This is a genomic window from Ignavibacteria bacterium (assembly GCA_016707005.1).
Lineage (GTDB): Bacteria > Bacteroidota > Ignavibacteria > Kapaibacteriales > Kapaibacteriaceae > UBA10438.
Genome location: JADJIQ010000002.1, coordinates 692,658 through 711,126, shown reverse-complemented (window position 1 = coordinate 711,126; position 18,469 = coordinate 692,658). Strand labels below are relative to the sequence as shown.

Below are 18,469 nucleotides of genomic sequence, written 5' to 3'. Positions count from 1 at the left end.
GTTTGGCCGCCTAGGTCGTAGATTACTCCAGAACACAAAAGGGGAGCGTATTGTGAGGAATTCGTACGTCTGGGCGATGGGGATCGTCCTTACGGTCATTGGATCGCTGACAAACGTCAGCGCGCAGGACACAACATTGACGTTGATCGCTCCTCTAGGGGGCGAGATCTTCTACACAACACGAGATACCACCGTGGATATCAGGTGGAGCGGTGTCGATGATACCATCAGTGTCCGGCTTGACTATACCGTGGACAATGGACGTATTTGGAAAGTGATCGCCGACAGTGCCAAGGGTGGCTTGTTTGTCTGGAACATCAAGGGCATCAGTCCGTCAGCTTCCTACCGCATGCGCGTCTCGCAGCTACGCCCGCCGGGAGCGCAGGATAACGTGATCTATAGCGGACACAGCAGTCCGGTGTCCGATGCCTGGTGGTCTCCCTCGTTTGACCGTGTTGTGAGCGTTGCAGCTGAAGCGCATATCTGGGACGCTCAACAAAGCTCATCTTCGCCACTCGTAACCTTGCCCGTACCTAGGGCCACATACTATAGTGTGCGCTGGAGCCTCGACAGTATGAAGATCGTTACTGGATCCGATGATAACAAAGCTGTTGTTATCGACGTCCCATCGAATACTGTTGCCCAATCGATAACTCATCCTGATGTTGTTACGAAGGTTGAGCTCGACTCAACCGGACAGTGGCTCTTTACGAAGGCAGATGACAATCGTGTCCGTGTGTATAATCTTCCAAATGGTGTTGCCCGTGCAACACATTCAGCCGGTTCGACCCTTGAAGACATGGTACTCAACGCGCAGGGGCTTCGAGTTCTTCTTTGTGCTAATGAAGCTAGGGTCTATGGCAGAGCGGTTGGACTCCCTCTGGCCTTTACCGGTCACGACGTTGGTGTGATCTCCGGTGCATGGAGTCCGGATGGAACAAAGATCTGTACGGTAGGGGGCGATGCAACTATCCGACTATGGAGTGCCACCACAGGTGTTGAAGCATGGAACGTCAACGACCCGAAGGAAGGTGTTCGTTGTGCTGCCTTCTCTCCGGACGGATCACTTGTTGCCGTGGGAATGGCAGATTCAACCATCACTGTCTGGGACGTGGCAACAGGCCAGCGCCGCACGACGTTTGCTGGATATACTGGTGCTGTACGCATGGTTGCGTTTACGTCTGACGGTACGCTGCTGGCGGGCGCATCGGACGACAACTTCGCACGGATCCATCAGCTGTCAACGAACACTACACTTCGCAACCTTCAGCATAATGACGATGTGAGTGTTGTTCGATGGAATGAGTCCGGTGACCGACTCCTAACAACATCTCGCGATGGAACAGCCCGTGTGTGGCAGGTCCGTGAGATCGTCCTCCAATCCGATACCAGCGGTACGTTCACCATCGCTCCACCGCCACCGGCATTCGCTCGGTTCACATCCACAGGTGATACGATCCAGATCCGTGAGAACACCACGATCACCGTTGCATTGGAAGGCGCTCAATTCCTTGATCTTGCACAGATCGACAGTGTGCGTTTGCACATGGTCTTCGATCCATCCATGTTGTTCCGAATCGGATCATCAGTACCGCTCGAAAACAGTTTTGAAGATGTGATTACGGACTCCAATGGTATACGCCGGAGCAGACAGTACTTTGAAGTGACACTGCCCTTGCCAACATCTGACGCTCCGCTCTTTACGGTTTCATTCCAAGGAACGTTAGGTCAGGATAGCATCTCGGCTCTCTCCGTCACACGCGTCGATCAAATAGGCACCGGACCGGGTATGCGTGTTGAATCGCGGGCCGAACCCATCCTTGTGCAAGGGATATGTAGAGAGGGTTCGGGACCTCGGTTGTTTTCATCCGTTGGCACTGCCCTAGAGATCCAATCGATCCCTGCCGCGGAGGGAATACATTTCCGCGTCCTTCTCGCTGAGTCCGGTCCAACGGATCTCGCCCTGTATGATCTGCAAGGGGGCTGTGTGTGGCGGGGAACCGCTACTGCGTCAGAGGAACTTGCTCGACAGGTAGATCGGATCATTCCATTCGACGTTGTCAGCGGCATTGCTATCCTGAGTGTGACCACCTCTACACAAAGCACGAGTGCTGTTGTTATGGAGGGTGCACGATGAAGCACCCACTATGCCGTCGGCTTCTTCTTGCCCTTTGCTTCTTTTTTGTTCCACTCATCGCTTCCGCACAATGGTGGAAGGTCACTCGTCCGGAGGATGTGTGGCTGTTCCAGATCGGTATGAGCGCCGATCTCAACATGGTGATGCACAGCGGCGATTTTGTTCTTCCGCAGGCACCTACCTGTTGCGTAGGATACACGTCCGCGCAGAGTTTTGGTCCGGCCATTTCTGCGTTCATTCGTCAAGAGGTTACGAAGACATTTCGACTCACATTGCGCGGAACCTTTGCGTCCTACAACGGAACGTTTGAGACAGATGAAAACATCTTTGTTTCAGGTGCCACGGAGGGCGTAACGCGCCATTCCCTTGATGCACGCATGTCGTGGCTCGGCGGTGAGTTCCTCGTGGACATTCGCGTGTTCGACCCGCTGCGTCTTATGCTTGGTGCATCGGCCGGGATCATGTCCCAACCAACGTTCACTCAAGAAGAAACTCTTATCGTTCCTGGTACCGGCACGTTTGAGAATGGACGCCGCGTGCGGAATGAAACAGTTAATGCCGACATCACGGGACTGTCATCGCCACAGCTCGGTGCAGTCGTGGGCCTCGGGTATGATATCCCCCTCACAGAGAACCACTCCGTTGTCCTTACGCCGGAGATCCTCTATACCATCGGCCTTAGTGATATCGTAGAGGGTCAGGACTGGAAAGCGAACATGCTGCGCGTTGGCGCTAGCATCGCGATGTCTCTTAACGCACCAGAGCCTCCAACGCCGGTGGAGCGCAGACGTGAAGAGTTTGTGGACTCCGTGATCGTAGACATCGCACCAGATGCTGAACGTCGCCGAGTACCGGGGCAAGAACGAATCGTCACGGATACCGTGGTTGCTACAGACTTGGTTACGATCACCGATCGGGCCTATCGCACAGATACAGTGTTCAGTCCGCCCCCTCCGATCATCTATGCCAAGATCGCTGCCAAGGCCGTTGAAGCGTCAGGTGCACTGAAGGACATCTTTACGATCAATGTCTCAACGCAATTCATCACAGAAGCTCTTCCTATTCTCCCCGTTGTGTTCTTCGAGGCCCAATCCATTTCGTTGTCCTTCCGCTATCATCAAGTGGCGGATCCTAAGGAATACGATGCGTCGGCAGTTGCGCCTCGAACTACAGCCGTGCACCGCGAGATCCTGAACATCGTTGGCGAGCGGATGAAGAACATGCCAAATGCCACGATCAGGTTGCGCGGAACATCAGACCCTACCACGGAAGGAGCTGATTGTGATCTTGCGAAAAAACGTGCAACAGCTGTGAAGGACTACCTTGTTCGTGTCTGGGGCGTGAGCGGAGATCGGATCTCGGTTGAAACGGCAAGTGGCTCGTGCGCTCCTGAACGTGCAACTCGACAACAGTCAGAAGAAGGGTACTCGGAGAATCGTCGCGTTGAGATCCTGACCAATGATCTTGCCTTGCTCAGTTCTGTAGCCAAACGCAGATTCAATGAAGCACAAACAGTGGATCCGCCGAAGATCATGTTCGATCCGTTTGGAACGAGTCAGCAGTACCTCACAGATTGGACACTTGAAGCAACATCGGGGTCCACGGTGGTGTTCTCACAGTCCGGCAAGGGCGTGCCCGGACAAGTCACACAGGTCCTTACGCCGGCAACAGCCGACCTAATGCAGGATGGCAAACCGGTGGATGTGAAGCTGAAGGTGAATGCGATCCGTGGAGTGTCTGCAACGGCTGTCACTAAGCTCGCCGTTAAGAAGGACACAACAAAGATCGAGTTGGAGCGCCTTACACTAACGCTCTTTGATGTGGCCAGCGATGAGATCACGCCGATCGCAGAAGAACAGATCAAGACGTTTATCGAGAACGTCCCTGCTGGTTCAACGGTGGTAGTTCGTGGGTATGCCGACATGCTTGGGAACGCGGAGTTCAATAAGAAGCTTTCCCAGAAGCGCGCCGATGCCGTCTGTTCCACGATCAAGAAACACCTCAAGAAGCGTGTGGATCTGGCGTGTAATGAGATCCGTACGGACCGATTCCCACCAGGTATTGAATCCTACGCTACACCGGAAGAACGTTTCCTCAGCCGTACAGTACAGATCGAGGTCAAGCGAGGTAAGTAGGGGGCTGAATGGCTTTCTTCACCGGACACGTAGTTGTGCCCGCGTGTTCACACTGGTGATCGCACGGCGTAACGTATACACGCGGGATAGCCGTTGGAAACTTCTGATGAAGCCCCTTGAGAATATCCGCTTCTAGCTGATATAGATGCTCGAGTGTATAGTCAAACGGCATCACAAGATCGATCTCTATGAAGATGTCCTTGCCGGACTGGCGTGTGTGAACACTTTTGAACTCGCACATTCGGTCGTGATTCTCAGCGATCACAGCGAGGATCTCGTACTGCATCTCGTCCGGCAGCGTTCTGTCAAGTAACTGACGGAATGCCTCGCTCCCGTGTTTCAGCGGAACTTGGATGGCAACGATGAGCATTCCAATGGAGACGATGCCGTCAAGCACCGCACCAATGGAATATTGTCCGAGGTACTGGAGTACGCCACTTACGATGAGGCTGGCAAACACGCCGATCTCGATCCATGAATCAACACGCCACAGCTCTGCATCGTACTTGAGCATGGGCATGTGAAAACGATTCGCATACGTATTCAGAAGTCTGCCGGTGAAACGCATCACAAAGAATGATGCAGCGCTCCATGTTAGCAAGAGATAGGAGTTCTGGTCAACCGGTGGCGTTTGGAAGATCAGCACAGCCTCGCTGATCGTGAAGATCGTGAGGACGATGAGGAGATTCGCACTTACAAGGATCGCTAGGCTTTCATACTTGCCGTATCCGTAGTTGAAGGTCATGTCCGGATCGCGCATGGAGCGTTGAACGGCCGCAAGGAACAGCAGCGAGTTCCCGATGTCGATCAGTGTGATGTATCCGTTCGTTTGCACGATCAAGGACCGCTGAACGAGGCCGATCACAAGTGAAACAGCGGCCATCACAATACAAACGATGAGAGAGATCATCGATGCGTATTCGGGAGCATCACGCCTCAGGAGCGGACGAATGATCTGACGGGCTGCTGTTATTGCGTTGAACATGACCGCGAAGTTACGCAGTTGTTCAGTTACCGGAACGTTGTATAGGACCTGATGACGCTCCCAGATGCCGAACGTTCAACACACAAGACAAGACCGTGGCTGCGTCCGAGCATCTCTGGTCTGTCTTCGATAGAACCTGATGTTATCAGTCTTCCGAGTACATCGTAGAGCTCTATCGTCTGTATCGTGGTGTTGATCTCCATCGCCCCCTCATCCACTGACGTTGTTGATGCGGTGTTGAACGTGTAGGTGCTGCTGAACTCTCCGCTTCCTGCTGTGTTCGTTCCTCGTACATGCCAATAGTAGGTCTTGGAAGGTTTGAGAGGGGGCGTGATGGCCAGTGAGGTGTCTCCTGCCTTGCGTTTTACAGCGGTTGCAAACGTCTCTACTGTGTCTACCTCAACTTCATATCCGCGATCAACGAAGGCATTGCGGTTCCAGGTGAATCGCGGACGGGTAGTGACATTCGTTGCATTGTTCGCCGGGAAAACGAGTTCGATGCTTCCGGGTACATCATACGTGGTGAACTTTCGAACGTTGGACCAAATGCCGTTCTGCCATTGGTTGTCAGCACGCACACGCCAATACTGGACAGAGGCGGTGCCGATTCCGGTGGCAGTTACCGTTGTGTCTACTACGCCAACAAGTCGTTGTAGGTTCTCCGAGAAGTTTGGATCTGATGCAAGCTCTACGGTGTAGGTCAATGGAAGCGACAGGCTACCCGCATAGGTTGCCTTATGCCAAACGAGTGGTGCGATGGTGGGCACGTTGATGGCTTGGTGAGCAGGGGTCTCGAGTTGTACAGGGAGAGCTGCCGGACGACCGATGGTGAAGTTCCATGTTGGCGACCACTTTTGACCACTCAGACGTACCCGCCAGAAGTATGTAGTTCCGGGTGTGCCGTTATTGAAGATGATCGTATCGCTTGCAGCTCCCATTACATCGCGCAGTGGCTGATTGAAGTCCGGCTTGAGCCCGATCACAACATCGTAGATGGAACCCCGAGGACCGGTCCACTGCAAGATGACGGGCGAAGCGTGATCGATCGATCCGGTAGCTGGTGCCAGTTGTAGTGCGCGTGGTTGCGTGAGAGGCGACACTGATCCGTTCTTTGCCACGATCCACGCACCATTCTCGGTAGCTGTTGTGTACGATGTACGCGAGCCATTCGGCCACACAACAACGACGCTGTCGATCGTGCTCCGTCCAATGCCAACGTGGAGGTCTTGTGACATTTGCGACATGCGTCCACCGGATACCGTGCCGGGCATCCATCGATGGTATTGCTTGCCCCCTGCATAGATCGTTGCATGGGCACCGTATGCGTCGCGATGTGAGGATGCAGAGGCATCACGAAGACGGAGGGTGATGCTGTTGCCGAGTTTCGCAACGTCATTGCGGAAGAGTTTAATGTTCTCTGTGCCGCTGGCGCAAAGAAGGTCGAGATCTCCATCGCGATCGACATCGAAACGTACAGCGGTCCATGCACCATGGATAAAGAGCCCTTGCTCCCATGCGCGGTCAACAAAGGGCGTGTTGGGGGTTGTTGAACCATAGTAGAGGTGGGCGGGACGGTTCGCGCCGGCACCAAAGGCTTCATACGATATCTGACCGTGCCAGAGATCCGAACTGCCATCGTGGTCAAGGTCTCCAAAACACATCCCGGCATTCATTTCACGGAACTTCACACCATGCCAGCGCAGGATGCCTTGGGCATCTGTTCCGTACCAATTTGTGAAGGATGGTGACGCGTTGCTACCGGTATTGCGGAGAATAAGTGATGGGTTTGAGTACTGAGCGCGTGAATCGGGGTGACCAAGGTTGCCAACGGCTAGGTCAAGGTCTCCATCGTTGTCGATATCTGCCCAATCACTGCCCATGCCATGTCCGAAGTACTGTGGCTGGGTTGTAGCGATGCCAATAGCACCTGTCTGTTGCGAGACCTCGGTGAACGTTCCATTCATGTTGTTGCGATATAAGCGATCAGGCGCTAACCGATATGTCGCAACGAAGATGTCGGTCCATCCATCGCTATTGAAGTCACACAATGATGCGCCCCATGTATCATAGAACGGGCTTGGTTCTCCCAATGCTAGTTGGGATGATGTTGTGACGTCGGAGAATTGCATAGCGCCATTATTGCGCAAGAGCTTGTCTTGGAAGTAGGTTTCCTGACCGTTCACTTCTCTACGGCCGTTTGCGAGAAAAAGATCGAGATCTCCATCGTGATCCATATCAAACCAAAGCGCTGTTACAGTTGGTGCGTCATTCGTGACAAACGATGCAGATGTGACGTCAACAAAGACCCCGTTGCCATCATTGCGCCATAGTTGGTCGGATAAGTTACCTGCGGCTACAAAACAGTCCATGTCTCCATCGTTATCCACGTCTCCCCACGATGTTGGGCCGCCTGCCATCGGAAGTGTTACCCGCGTGAATCGAACACCGCTGTCGTTGTGGAAGTAAAACGCTCCGAGGCATACGTCGTCGAATCCGTCGTTATCCCAGTCGACCACGGTGGCCTGATCCGATCGGATAGCTGATCCGTCGGTATTGGTGAGCCCCATTTCTGCCGAGACATCACTGAATTGGGGAGCAGGACGGAACTCATGAACGTCCTCAACAACGAGCCGAACCATGTAGTCGCCGGTGGCACGGTAGTAGATACCCGGGATGTTATAGAAATTCGGATTCGGGGAGATCGGGTCGTAGAGAAACGAGGTAACGGCCGTCATCCCGTTGTTGTCCTGAGCCCAGACCGGACCACCTGTTCGAAGTAGGTGCTGCACGACAATGCGATCGTATCCACCGATGACGAGTCCGTGCGCGCTCACATCAACCTCAACCCATCCTGTCTTTGTGACGTTTACCGTCTGAGCAACGAGGGTGTTGTACGAGAAGCAATACTGTGAGGGTGGGATCGTGCCTTCAGATGCGTCGCCGGTGATGCGGATCTCATCGCTTCCGGTGCCTGCGCCGTAGTAAACGAGGATCTTCTTGACGTGGCATGGACGTTCGGGACTGAGGATAACAGACTCTTCCCACTGGGCACGAACCGAATTCGCTGACCCTGCCGTCCCGTTGTCGAGTCGTACTGTATCAAGCCGTGCCGAAGCATCAACAGTAAGCACCGCTATGAGAAACGCAATAGCACTTGAAAGGGGGCTGCGCAGCATCGTTCTATCTCCGGAAAGGGAAGCCGAAAGATAGCGTGTACGGCCCTTCGTTGGAACGCGTGCGACCCTAGAAGGCTGCGAAAACTCGCACGTATTGGAGCACCACTAGAATGAGAGCTGCGGGGAGTCCGAGCGTGAAGATCATTGGAACAACAGTTCCCCAGAAACCCCTGCGAGGAACGAACATTGAAAAGAGCGATTCGTACCTGGCCACGTCAGAAAACGTGACCTGATCAGGGGGAAGCCCCTTCCCATTTGCTGCTTCAATGATCACCGTGAGCCTGCGTTGCTCGCGCATATAATCCAAACCCCAGAGCGTCATCAGAATGAAGTAGATCATCGACTGACCGGCCCGAAGTGACATGTGCTGCTCAAGAGGCAGCGTATAGATCACAAACCAATAGAGGCCTGCCAGCGTAAAAGCGAGACGCAACAAGCGAGCATAAACCCGGCGGTGTTGCACGTAGCGTTCTGATATCGTTGGATGCAGCATGAGGGAATTTAAAGAAAGAGCGCGTCCATCGGGTGATGAACGCGCTCTTGGTTGAGTATCTGAATGAAGAGTTATTCTGCGGCTGGAGCTTCAGGAGCTGCTTCAGGAGCTGCTTCTGCAACAGGAGCTACTTCAGGAGCTGCTTCTGCAACAGGAGCTACTTCAGGAGCTGCTTCTGCAACAGGGGCTACTTCAGGAGCTGCTTCAACAACAGGTGCCTTGGCAGCTTCTGCGCGTGCCTTATCGCGGTCTGCACGACGCTTCTTAAGGCGGTCGTAGCGAGACTGCGCAACAGCCTTATGTTGTGCAACGGCGGCTTCGATCTCTTCTTCCGTCTTGCCCTTGAAACCAAGGTGACGGCGGAGGAGAACTCCTTCGCGGCTGAGGATCTGATGAACGATGTCTGTTGGCTGAGCACCCACGTTGAGCCAATAGAGCGCACGTGATGCATCAAGAACAACGTTCTTTGGGTTTGTCATTGGGTCGATATAGCCGACCCGTTCGATCGAAGCGCCGTCTCGACGAGCGCGTCCGTCGATCGCAACGATGTCATAGAAGGGGTGCTTCTTACGACCGCGGCGACGCAAGCGGAGTTTTACCATGATGTCTCCTTAGGGGACGTAGTGGTGTGAAAAAAAAGAAATTGGATCAATGTCAACCGCGACGCATGCCGAGGGGAGACTGCTGCTGACGGTTGCCCATCATGTTGGCCATCTTACCCTTCGTCATGTTCCGCATCATTTTCTGCATGTCTTCGAATTGCTTGATGAGTCTGTTCACGTCCTGAATGGAAGTTCCACTGCCTGCGGCGATGCGCTTGCGGCGGCTGCCATTGAGTACTCTTGGATTCACGCGTTCGTCCTTCGTCATCGAAAGGATGATCGCCTCAACTCGTCCAAAGGCCTTGTCATCGATCTGCACGTCGCGCATGGCCTTGTCCACTCCAGGGATCATGCCTAGCAGGTCGCGCAATGAACCCATCTTCTTGATGAGTTTCATTTGATCGAGGAAATCTTCAAACGTGAACTGATTCTTCTTGAGCTTCTCTTCGAGTCGTTCTGCTTCTTTATCGTCGATCTGTGCCTGTGCTTTTTCTACGAGCGTTACGATGTCGCCCATTCCAAGAATGCGCGAAGCGATACGCTCAGGATAGAACGGCTCCAGAGCATCGATCTTCTCGCCAACGCCAACGAACTTGATCGGCTTGCCAACAACGGAGCGGATAGAGAGTGCGGCGCCGCCGCGAGTATCACCATCAAGCTTCGTGAGCACAACACCTGTGAGTTCGAGGCGCTCATGGAAGGCCTGAGCCGTGTTTACGGCATCTTGACCCGTCATGGCATCACAGACAAAGAGGATCTCGTGCGGTTTGAGAAGCGCTTTGAGGTCTGCTACTTCTTGCATCATCTCTTCGTCGATCGTCAAGCGACCGGCCGTGTCAACAATGACAACGTCGCGACCATACTTCTTTGCATAAACCAGAGCATCTGCAGCGATCTCTGCAGGCTTCGCATCTTCCTTTGAGAAGACCGGAAGCGAGATCTGTGAGCCGAGAGAGCGGAGCTGATCGATAGCGGCCGGACGGTAGATGTCGCAAGCCACGAGAAGGGGCTGGCGGCCTTTCTTCTTGAGGCTGTTTGCAAGTTTGCCGCAGAACGTGGTCTTGCCTGAACCTTGAAGACCAGCGACCATGATGATCGTTGGCGCTTGAGGTGCCATGACAAGATCGGACTTCGACGCACCCATGAGGGCTACGAGCTCATCGTGGATGAGCTTGATCATGAGCTGGCCAGGCAGAAGGTTGCCCCTTGACCTCAAGGCCAAGGGACTTCTCCTTGACATCGTCGATGAACTTCTTCGTGACGTTGAAGTTGACATCGGCGTCGAGCAAGGCACGGCGCACTTCTGCCAAGGCTTCATTCACGTTGTCTTCAGTCAGTTTGTTCTGACCGCGAATGGCCTTGAGGGCGTAGTCGAGTTTATCGCTTAGGGATTCAAACATTGCAGTTCTCGGAGAACCGCAAATATACGAATCATCTTGTTACGACCAGCCCCGTAGATCCAATGATTGTTCCGGAGGCTGAGATCACGCGAAGCTGGTATGTCCCAATGGACAATGGGCTTACGGAGATGGATGCCGATAGCATCGTTCCATTCAGAGTCATCGCACCCTTGTAGACGATGCTTCCGGAGGCACTGATGAGCTCTGCGGAACAGTCATCGGGCGCAATTCCAGGTGCCAATGGGACATTGACGGTAAGGAAGTCCGAGGACGGATTAGGGCCGATGGTCCACGTTGATGTTAGGCCGTTCTCATCGTCCACAGACACCGTTCCGGGCTCAACCTCAGCGAGATTAGTGTTGACGCCACCACCGACATCAACCAATATGAGCTTGAACGAGGGACCGTTTTGGTTTGAGTCTGGCTTGGCAAAACCGGAAGCTAGAAGAAGGACGGCCTTGTTGTTCCCGCGAAAGTCACAAACGTAACCACGAACCTTCTTGTTGTCGAGATCATAGATCCATGCAGTATCAATGGCCGGAGTAACCAGGGCGTATTGGGGAGACGCATCGCCATACCCGAGGTTGGATCCAAGCGTCACCGAAGCGTTCTTTACCGTGATCTGAGGGCTGTCTGAGGAATAATGACCTACACGAACGGCTGTCTTCCCGGTTTCGCTTGATGTCTCAAGAGCGCCTTCGAGAACGCTGACGGTGAGGGCGAACGGGCGACCGTCCGGGTTGTGCTGGTACTTAGATGTGTCCACCACACCGGTAGCAATGAGATGGTAGCTGCGTCCCGGACGAAGTGGATCAAGCGTGACGGTCTTGATCGTGTCCTTGTATGCAGTTGACGAAAACGGCGCAAATCCGATCACAACCGGTGTGTTCGCAGGAAGGGTCTGGAATGGACTGGCCTTGCGGAAGTTGAAGTTGTCGAGAGTCTTTACACCATTCACATAGATGTCAACAACCTGGAGTGTTGGGTCTGGAGCATTATGGATGATCTGAATGCGACTCGTTTGAGGGCCGGCGATAAGGGGCGACTTCACAACACGTCCGTCCTCGAGGACAGACAGAAGAGCGAGTGTATCAGTGCTCCCGGCGTTGTCTTCAGGAGTTCTAAATGCACTGATGACGGAGACCACCACTGCACTTGCGAGGGAAGAGAAGTCAACACCAAATGAAGCAAGCACCTTTGTTTTGTCGCCACTCTTTGTGAAGTCGATCGTTGTTGACTTACGGTCCACAACCGTTGGAGTGGAGCTCTTATCTGTGTACCCAAAGCCTGCGATCGTGGCCTTACTTGCACCGCGAATGTACAGGTCGCCGGTTTCGAGATCAGTGGCGCCGTGGACGAAGTACACACCCGTCTTGTTAGGGTCAGCAACCGATGCCTGAACTTCAAATGCCATGATCGAGAGGCCAATGTTCTTCCCATTCGGGTTCGCAACATATCCTGCGGTGTTCTTCAGGCCGTTGACCATTGCCATATAGCCCTTATCGGCACCTGGAGTGAACGTGTAGTCAACGATGGCCTCACCCGCATTGATGCTGCTTCCGGGAGCCACGGCAAATGTTACCTCGATGTCGCCGAAGATGGCAACGGAATTGAGATTGTCTGCAGCTTGGAATGCGATGTCATCGATCTTCGTAGTCGTCCCAGCCTGGGTAACATAGAGATCGGCGGTCCGCAGCTGCGGGTCCGGGCTGTTATTCAGGAAGGTGATCAATGAAAGTTGGGCTGCTCCTGGAATACATCCAAGAACGAGTACTGACAGGAGGGCAATGAAACGGGCCGACATGAAAGCTCCGGGAATTCGACTAACGTGAAAGGTCTTCAAGGTAAAAAGCTGATTTGCGTCAATTAGTTTCAAATCTGAACTGGTGGATACGCCACGTGGTGAGCGTCTGCAATTGAGTGAAGAGCAGGGTGAACGGGGATCACACGCACCGTGCAGCCATTCATTCCGGTTCGTTCACACTCGTAATCGCCCTCGAAAATAGAACTATGACCTTCGTTTCGAAGAAGTGTCATTGATTTTGTTTCTGCAGGTTTGATCTCTCCCTTAGAGTCAACAGAACCGAACACGATCTGGACGATCACGGCATCGGAAGGTATCGAGCCGAGATCGACCCGAGCCGTTACATGGATACGCTTGCCAACATTGGCATGAGATGCGCCATGTACGGTAACGTCCGAGACTTTAACGGACTGCCAGTTTGCATCAATCCCATCGAAGAATGATACCATTTCCTTGGCCTGCTGACCATTGTTGGCTGTAATGGCTGCATATCCTGCCATGGCTGGGAGATATGCCGTAAGTGTATAGTCTCGCACCATTCGCTGAGCTGCGAACTTCCATGCATTGGTCTTAATGTTATGCTTCATCATCGCAACCCAACGTTCCGGCACCCGGCTTCCGGCAACGTCATAGAACAGCGGGATGATGCCATGTTCGAGCACATCGTACAACGTGATGCTGTCTGCCTGATCCTGTTCTTCCGGCTCGAAAACTTCGCCCCTACCGATAGCCCAACCGTTCTTCCCGTCATACCCTTCTGCCCACCATCCGTCCAAGATGGAGCAATGCAGAACGCCATTGATGGCAGCTTTCATTCCGGATGTACCCGAGGCTTCATGAGGTCTGCGAGGGGTATTGAGCCACACATCACATCCACGGACCATTAATCGTGCAGTGTCCATGTCGTAATCTTCAAGGAAGACGATCCTCTTCTGAAGATGGAATTCCTTTATCATTTCATGAACATTCTGAATGAGTTCCTTGCCGAGAGTGTCTTTAGGATGGGCCTTACCTGCAAGAATGAACTGCACCGGTCGGTCGGCATTCAGGATGATCTTGCTAAGACGCTCCATGTCTCGCATGAGCAGATCTGCTCGTTTATACGATGCGAACCTGCGGGCGAAGCCGATGGTGAGGATATCAGGATCAAGACATTCATTGATCGTTGATACTTGTTCCTGCGTAAGCGATGCATGGTGTTTGCTGAGGATATGCTCCCGGGCACCAAGCACGAGTCTGTCCCGACGGCGTTGATGGACCCGCCAGAGCTCAATACTTGGGATGGAATCAACTTCGGCCCATGAACTCTCCTTCCACGGCTCAGTGCGCCAGTCAGATCCGAGGTATCTATCGTAGATCTCTCCAAGTTCCGGTGCCACCCATGTTGTTGTGTGCACGCCGTTGACGAGACCTTGGATCGGAACTTCGTCAAGGGAGAATTGCTCCCATACACCGTGCCACATCTCGCGCGCCACCACACCGTGAAGAGCACTTACGCCATTGCGATACGACGAGCCACGCAGACCAAGAACGGTCATCGAAAAACCGGTTTCTGCTCGCCCCTTACCCATGGATCCAAGATCAAGGAAGTCTGCCCACGGCAGCCCCATACCTTCAACGTAGTTGCGGAAGTATGGTTCAAGTATTGAGTGTTCAAACACTTCATTGCCAGCCGGCACTGGCGTATGTGTGGTGAAGACGCTACTGGTCTGTGTCATCCGCCAGGCTTCACGGAAATTGATGCCAAAACGGTTCATGAATTGGTGGGTCCGCTCTAACATGAAGAAGGCAGCATGGCCTTCATTCACGTGGCAGACACTCGGATCGATGCCCAGTGCTTGTAAGGCACGCATACCGCCGATGCCAAGCATCATCTCCTGCATGATCCGCGTGTTGATGCTGCCGCCGTAGAGTCGGTCGGTTACATCGCGGAGTGCGGGGTCCGTGTTCTGAGGAACGTTTGTATCGAGCAGATACAACGGGATTCGACCAACGTTCACCTTCCAGATCTGTGCAAAACACGTTCCGAGAGGCATGTCCACGCTGATCAAAAGGGGCGATCCATCCGCATTCGAGACGTGGGTAAGTGGCAACGAGAAGAAGTCCACTTCCTGATACTGCTCATTCTGCCAACCATTCTCGGTGAGGTATTGGCGGAAGTACCCTTCTTGGTACAACAGTCCCACTGCTACGAGGGGAAGCCCAAGATCGCTGGCACTCTTCAAGTGGTCACCGGCAAGGACTCCAAGGCCACCTGAATACGACGAGAAACTCTCGTGGATGCCAAACTCAGCACAGAAATAAGCGATGTACGAGGCGGGATGTGTTTCAAGAGTGGAATACCAACCGGGAGAGTCCATGTAGGAACGGAAACTCGCTAGCACTGATGCGGCAGCGTTCACGTACTCCGGACGTTTGGCAAGGTGCTGAAGGCGTTCCTGGGAGAGCTGACCGAGCATCTGGACCGGATTATGACGCACCTCGTCCCAGAGTTGCGTGTCGAGCCTGCGGAATAGCTCCGTAGCCTCCGAACTCCAACACCACCAGTAGTTATAGGCAAGCTCCTTCAGTGGGAGAAGCTCGTTCGGGATCGACGGAGACACAACAAAGGTTGAAACTGGACGCATGGATAGGGAAATGGTCGTGATGTAGATGTGAACTTCAAAGGTAGGGTCTGGCGTCCGTACACTATACTTGCCTGATGATCCTTTCTCCGACTACGGAAAATCTTGCCCGTGCTGCAGACGTTCTGCGCATGGGAGGTGTAGTTGCTATTCCAACGGAAACGGTCTACGGTCTGGCCGGCAGGATCGATAACGATCTTGCTCTGGGGTCGATCTTCAGTCTCAAGGGGCGTCCGGCCGATAATCCGCTTATCGTCCATGTTTCGTCCACGTTAGAGGCGATGGTCGTGGTTCACCCATCGGCGCATGAGCAATTGGTGCACCTGGCTCAGCTGTTCTGGCCCGGTCCCCTTACTCTAGTTCTTCCCAAAGCCGATGGCGTTTCACCGATCGTAACTGGTGGACTTCAGACCGTGGCAGTTCGTATGCCAGAGCACCCCATCGCGCGAATGATCATTGAGCTCTGTGGAAGCCCCCTAGCTGCTCCGAGTGCAAATCGATCCGGACGGCCCAGCCCAACTACGGCAGAGCATGTGGAGTCGGATCTTGGCCATGATGTGCTGATCGTCAACGGCGGTCCGTGCCGTGTAGGACTCGAAAGCACCGTTGTGAGGGTTCTGCCTGATAGACTCGTGATCCTGCGTCCTGGAGTTGTCACCGCTCAAGACCTGCAGACACGATCGGGACTTCTGGTGGACCATTCCGTCAGTGATACAGAGCTGATCGCATCCCCCGGCACGCGATACAGACACTATGCACCGAATGCAATCTTACTGATCGTTTCGTCCGAAGAAGATGTGGTTGATCATCTGTCAGGGGGCGAGGGTGATGTTATGATCCTCACCCGTCCGGAAGTTCATGCGTCATTCAGCGGCAGGATCGTTGGATCCTTGACCGAGCATGATCTGTATGCCGAACTGCGTAGGGCCGACGATTTGCATGTTGAACGCATTGTGGTACTTTGTGACGAGGCCGTACGCGGCAACGAAGCTCTCATGAACAGGCTTCGAAAGGCGTCGGGCGATGGTAATGAGCAGGATACAGGGACATGATCACAACTACCGTACGAGTGATGAACAGAGCCGGACTTCATACAAGACCAGCTGCGATGCTTGTGAAACTTGCGGCTCAGTTCAAGAGTGAAATGTATCTCATTCGTGACGGGTTCAATATCAATGCGAAAAGCATCATCGGTGTGATGACTCTCGCTGCCGAACAGGGGTGCGAGCTCGGACTGCTTGTTGAGGGTCCTGATGAGTCAGAAGCCGCCAAGGCCATCGAAGACCTCTTCGCTGGGGGATTTGGTGAGCAGATATGACTACCTTCACACCAACCGGCACACGTATCCTCAAGGGAATTCCTGCATCCCCTGGTATCGCAGTTGGTAAAGCGTTCGTCCTGAGTATCGAAAGTCCGAGCGTACAGCCGGACACTCTCGAACAACATGAGATACCACACGAGGTTGCTCGTTTTCGGACCGCACAAGAAGCAACCACGGTGGAGCTTCTGAATTCCATCGAGCTCGCACGGCAAGAATCGAGCACCGTCAAGTCCATCATTGAATCCTATCTGCTCATTGCGAGTGACCCGGTCATGACCGGGTCGATCGTTGATCGTATCATGGCAGGTACTCCTGCCGAAACCGCGGTCTTGAACGAGTTCGATGTCCACAAGACCGTGCTCTATGGAGCTCGCGATCCGCTCCTTCGTGAACGGGTCCAAGACTTTGAACATGTGATGGAACGGATCATCGCTGCGCTTCGAAATCGAACGCTCGCGCATGATCAAGCCGGTGACAGTGTGGTGGTGGCCGGTTCCATCACACCTCAGGACATGCTGTTCTTCAAGAAGTTGAGAACGTTAGGCTATGTCTCGGAAGTTGGCGGCATCAATTCCCATTCATGTATCCTGGCAAGAGACTTCGGCGTGCCGGCTGTGATCGGAATTCGTAATGCCACGGACGTGATCACATCGGATAACATTGTGATCGTCGATGGGTATGCCGGCATCGTGATCGTTGATCCGGATACAGAAACGCTTAACGAATACATCAAGAAACATCGTCAGGCTGAAGACTACAGAGACCGACTCGGCGGGCTTGTGAACAAGCCCACGGTTACAACGGATGGTGTGGCACTTGTCCTTAAGGCCAATGTGGATACGCCGGATCAGGTTGACGCGGCCATCATGGCCGGCTGCGAAGGTGTAGGCCTGGTTCGCACAGAGATGTTGCTCGTTCAACGTGGCAGATACCCTGCCGTTGATGAGCAAACAGAATGGTATGGCGATATCGCCCAACGTGCCTATCCGCTCTCCGTTACTTTCCGTGCGTTCGATGTTGGCAGCGACAAGTTTCGAGAGGGTATTCCGCATCACGAAGAGAACCCGGCGCTTGGACTGCGAGGTATACGTTTCTTGCTGTATCGTCCTGACATCTTTGAAGATCAGATCTGCGCCATCCTTCGAGCCTCCGTTCACAGGAACGTTCGTTTGATGCTTCCAATGATCTCAACCTTGGAAGAGTTGGACCAAGCCAAGGCAATGATCGAACACTGTAAAACGAAACTTGCCCATGAGGGTGTTGACTTTGACCACGCCATGCCTCTTGGAGTGATGGTTGAAACACCGGCAGCTGCGTTGATGGCGTCGGTCTATGCGGCGCGTGTTGACTTCCTATCGATCGGAACCAATGACCTCGCCCAATACACACTTGCAACAGACCGCACGAATGAGTTGGTGGCAGATATCTTCGATGCAATGCATCCGGCGGTTGTTCGGCTCATTACGATGACCGTAGATGCAGCGCGTAATGCGGGTATCACGGTGAGTGTATGCGGCGAAATGGCCGGCCATGCAGCTTCTACAGAGATGCTTGTGGGAATGGGCATTCATGAGCTGAGCGTATCGCCCCCTCTCCTCTTGGAATTGAAACACCGCATACGATCTGTGTCCCATGCAGAATGTGTGGATCTGGTGCATCGCATTTCTGAGTGCACCACTACAACTGAGGTCTATGCTGTGCTTGGTTCATTAAAGCCGTGGAATTATGGGGGCGATGGCCTCGTATGAAGTGGTTCGCAGGTGTAATTCTATTCGTGTTGACGTGTAGTGTC

General features: G+C 53.5%; 11 protein-coding genes and 1 pseudogene. 5 read left to right on the top strand and 7 right to left on the bottom strand.

What is annotated here, in order from left to right; genetic code table 11:
• Nucleotides 1–52: 52 nt before the first annotated feature.
• On the top strand, nucleotides 53–2,137 hold the full coding sequence (locus tag IPI29_05765; GenBank protein MBK7412043.1) for a WD40 repeat domain-containing protein: 2,085 nt from the start codon (nucleotides 53–55) through the stop codon (nucleotides 2,135–2,137).
• Nucleotides 2,134–4,272: an OmpA family protein gene (locus IPI29_05760; protein ID MBK7412042.1), complete on the top strand. Its 2,139-nt coding sequence runs from the start codon at nucleotides 2,134–2,136 to the stop codon at nucleotides 4,270–4,272. The genes IPI29_05765 and IPI29_05760 overlap by 4 nt, the downstream gene beginning before the upstream one ends.
• Here the strand turns inward: IPI29_05760 and IPI29_05755 are convergent.
• The 7 genes and pseudogenes from IPI29_05755 to glgP all read right to left on the bottom strand — a co-directional run bounded on the left by IPI29_05755 (nucleotide 4,256) and on the right by glgP (nucleotide 15,359).
• Nucleotides 4,256–5,257, bottom strand: a complete 1,002-nt coding sequence (locus tag IPI29_05755; GenBank protein MBK7412041.1) for a cation diffusion facilitator family transporter — start codon at nucleotides 5,255–5,257, stop codon at nucleotides 4,256–4,258. The genes IPI29_05760 and IPI29_05755 overlap by 17 nt on opposite strands.
• A 26-nt stretch (nucleotides 5,258–5,283) precedes the next feature.
• The gene (locus IPI29_05750; protein MBK7412040.1) at nucleotides 5,284–8,433 is read right to left on the bottom strand and encodes a CRTAC1 family protein; all 3,150 of its coding nucleotides are present in this window, start codon (nucleotides 8,431–8,433) and stop codon (nucleotides 5,284–5,286) included.
• Nucleotides 8,434–8,500: 67 nt separating this feature from the next.
• Nucleotides 8,501–8,926 carry a hypothetical protein gene (locus IPI29_05745; GenBank protein MBK7412039.1) on the bottom strand — a complete coding sequence of 142 codons (426 nt, stop codon included), beginning with the start codon at nucleotides 8,924–8,926 and terminating at the stop codon, nucleotides 8,501–8,503.
• Between the two features lie 71 nt (nucleotides 8,927–8,997).
• Nucleotides 8,998–9,531, bottom strand: a complete 534-nt coding sequence (rpsP, locus tag IPI29_05740) for a 30S ribosomal protein S16 (protein MBK7412038.1) — start codon at nucleotides 9,529–9,531, stop codon at nucleotides 8,998–9,000.
• 49 nt (nucleotides 9,532–9,580) lie between these two features.
• Nucleotides 9,581–10,928 (bottom strand): annotated as a pseudogene (gene ffh, locus IPI29_05735) (signal recognition particle protein).
• A 31-nt stretch (nucleotides 10,929–10,959) separates the two neighbouring features.
• A complete protein-coding gene (locus tag IPI29_05730; protein ID MBK7412037.1) occupies nucleotides 10,960–12,732 on the bottom strand; it encodes a DUF4397 domain-containing protein in 1,773 nt (590 codons plus the stop codon).
• A 68-nt stretch (nucleotides 12,733–12,800) separates the two neighbouring features.
• A complete protein-coding gene (gene glgP / locus IPI29_05725; GenBank protein MBK7412036.1) occupies nucleotides 12,801–15,359 on the bottom strand; it encodes an alpha-glucan family phosphorylase in 2,559 nt (852 codons plus the stop codon).
• A gap of 74 nt (nucleotides 15,360–15,433) precedes the next feature.
• Between glgP and IPI29_05720 the strand changes: the two genes are divergently transcribed.
• Genes IPI29_05720 through ptsP form a run of 3 tightly spaced genes read left to right on the top strand, consistent with a single transcriptional unit; the run spans nucleotide 15,434 to nucleotide 18,425 of the window.
• On the top strand, nucleotides 15,434–16,408 hold the full coding sequence (locus IPI29_05720; GenBank protein MBK7412035.1) for a threonylcarbamoyl-AMP synthase: 975 nt from the start codon (nucleotides 15,434–15,436) through the stop codon (nucleotides 16,406–16,408).
• Nucleotides 16,405–16,674, top strand: coding sequence for an HPr family phosphocarrier protein (locus IPI29_05715; protein ID MBK7412034.1), 270 nt, complete (start codon nucleotides 16,405–16,407; stop codon nucleotides 16,672–16,674). Before IPI29_05720 ends, IPI29_05715 begins: the two co-directional genes overlap by 4 nt.
• Complete coding sequence (gene ptsP / locus IPI29_05710; protein ID MBK7412033.1) at nucleotides 16,671–18,425, top strand: phosphoenolpyruvate--protein phosphotransferase; 1,755 nt, start codon at nucleotides 16,671–16,673, stop codon at nucleotides 18,423–18,425. The genes IPI29_05715 and ptsP overlap by 4 nt, the downstream gene beginning before the upstream one ends.
• Nucleotides 18,426–18,469: the final 44 nt, after the last annotated feature.

Coding starts and splice junctions, on each gene's coding strand:
- IPI29_05760 (MBK7412042.1), top strand. CDS start 2,134: ATGAAGCACCCACTATGCCGTCGGCTTCTTCTTGCCCTTTGCTTCTTT.
- IPI29_05755 (MBK7412041.1), bottom strand. CDS start 5,257: ATGTTCAACGCAATAACAGCAGCCCGTCAGATCATTCGTCCGCTCCTG.
- IPI29_05750 (MBK7412040.1), bottom strand. CDS start 8,433: ATGCTGCGCAGCCCCCTTTCAAGTGCTATTGCGTTTCTCATAGCGGTG.
- IPI29_05745 (MBK7412039.1), bottom strand. CDS start 8,926: ATGCTGCATCCAACGATATCAGAACGCTACGTGCAACACCGCCGGGTT.
- IPI29_05730 (MBK7412037.1), bottom strand. CDS start 12,732: ATGTCGGCCCGTTTCATTGCCCTCCTGTCAGTACTCGTTCTTGGATGT.
- glgP (MBK7412036.1), bottom strand. CDS start 15,359: ATGCGTCCAGTTTCAACCTTTGTTGTGTCTCCGTCGATCCCGAACGAG.
- IPI29_05720 (MBK7412035.1), top strand. CDS start 15,434: ATGATCCTTTCTCCGACTACGGAAAATCTTGCCCGTGCTGCAGACGTT.
- IPI29_05715 (MBK7412034.1), top strand. CDS start 16,405: ATGATCACAACTACCGTACGAGTGATGAACAGAGCCGGACTTCATACA.
- ptsP (MBK7412033.1), top strand. CDS start 16,671: ATGACTACCTTCACACCAACCGGCACACGTATCCTCAAGGGAATTCCT.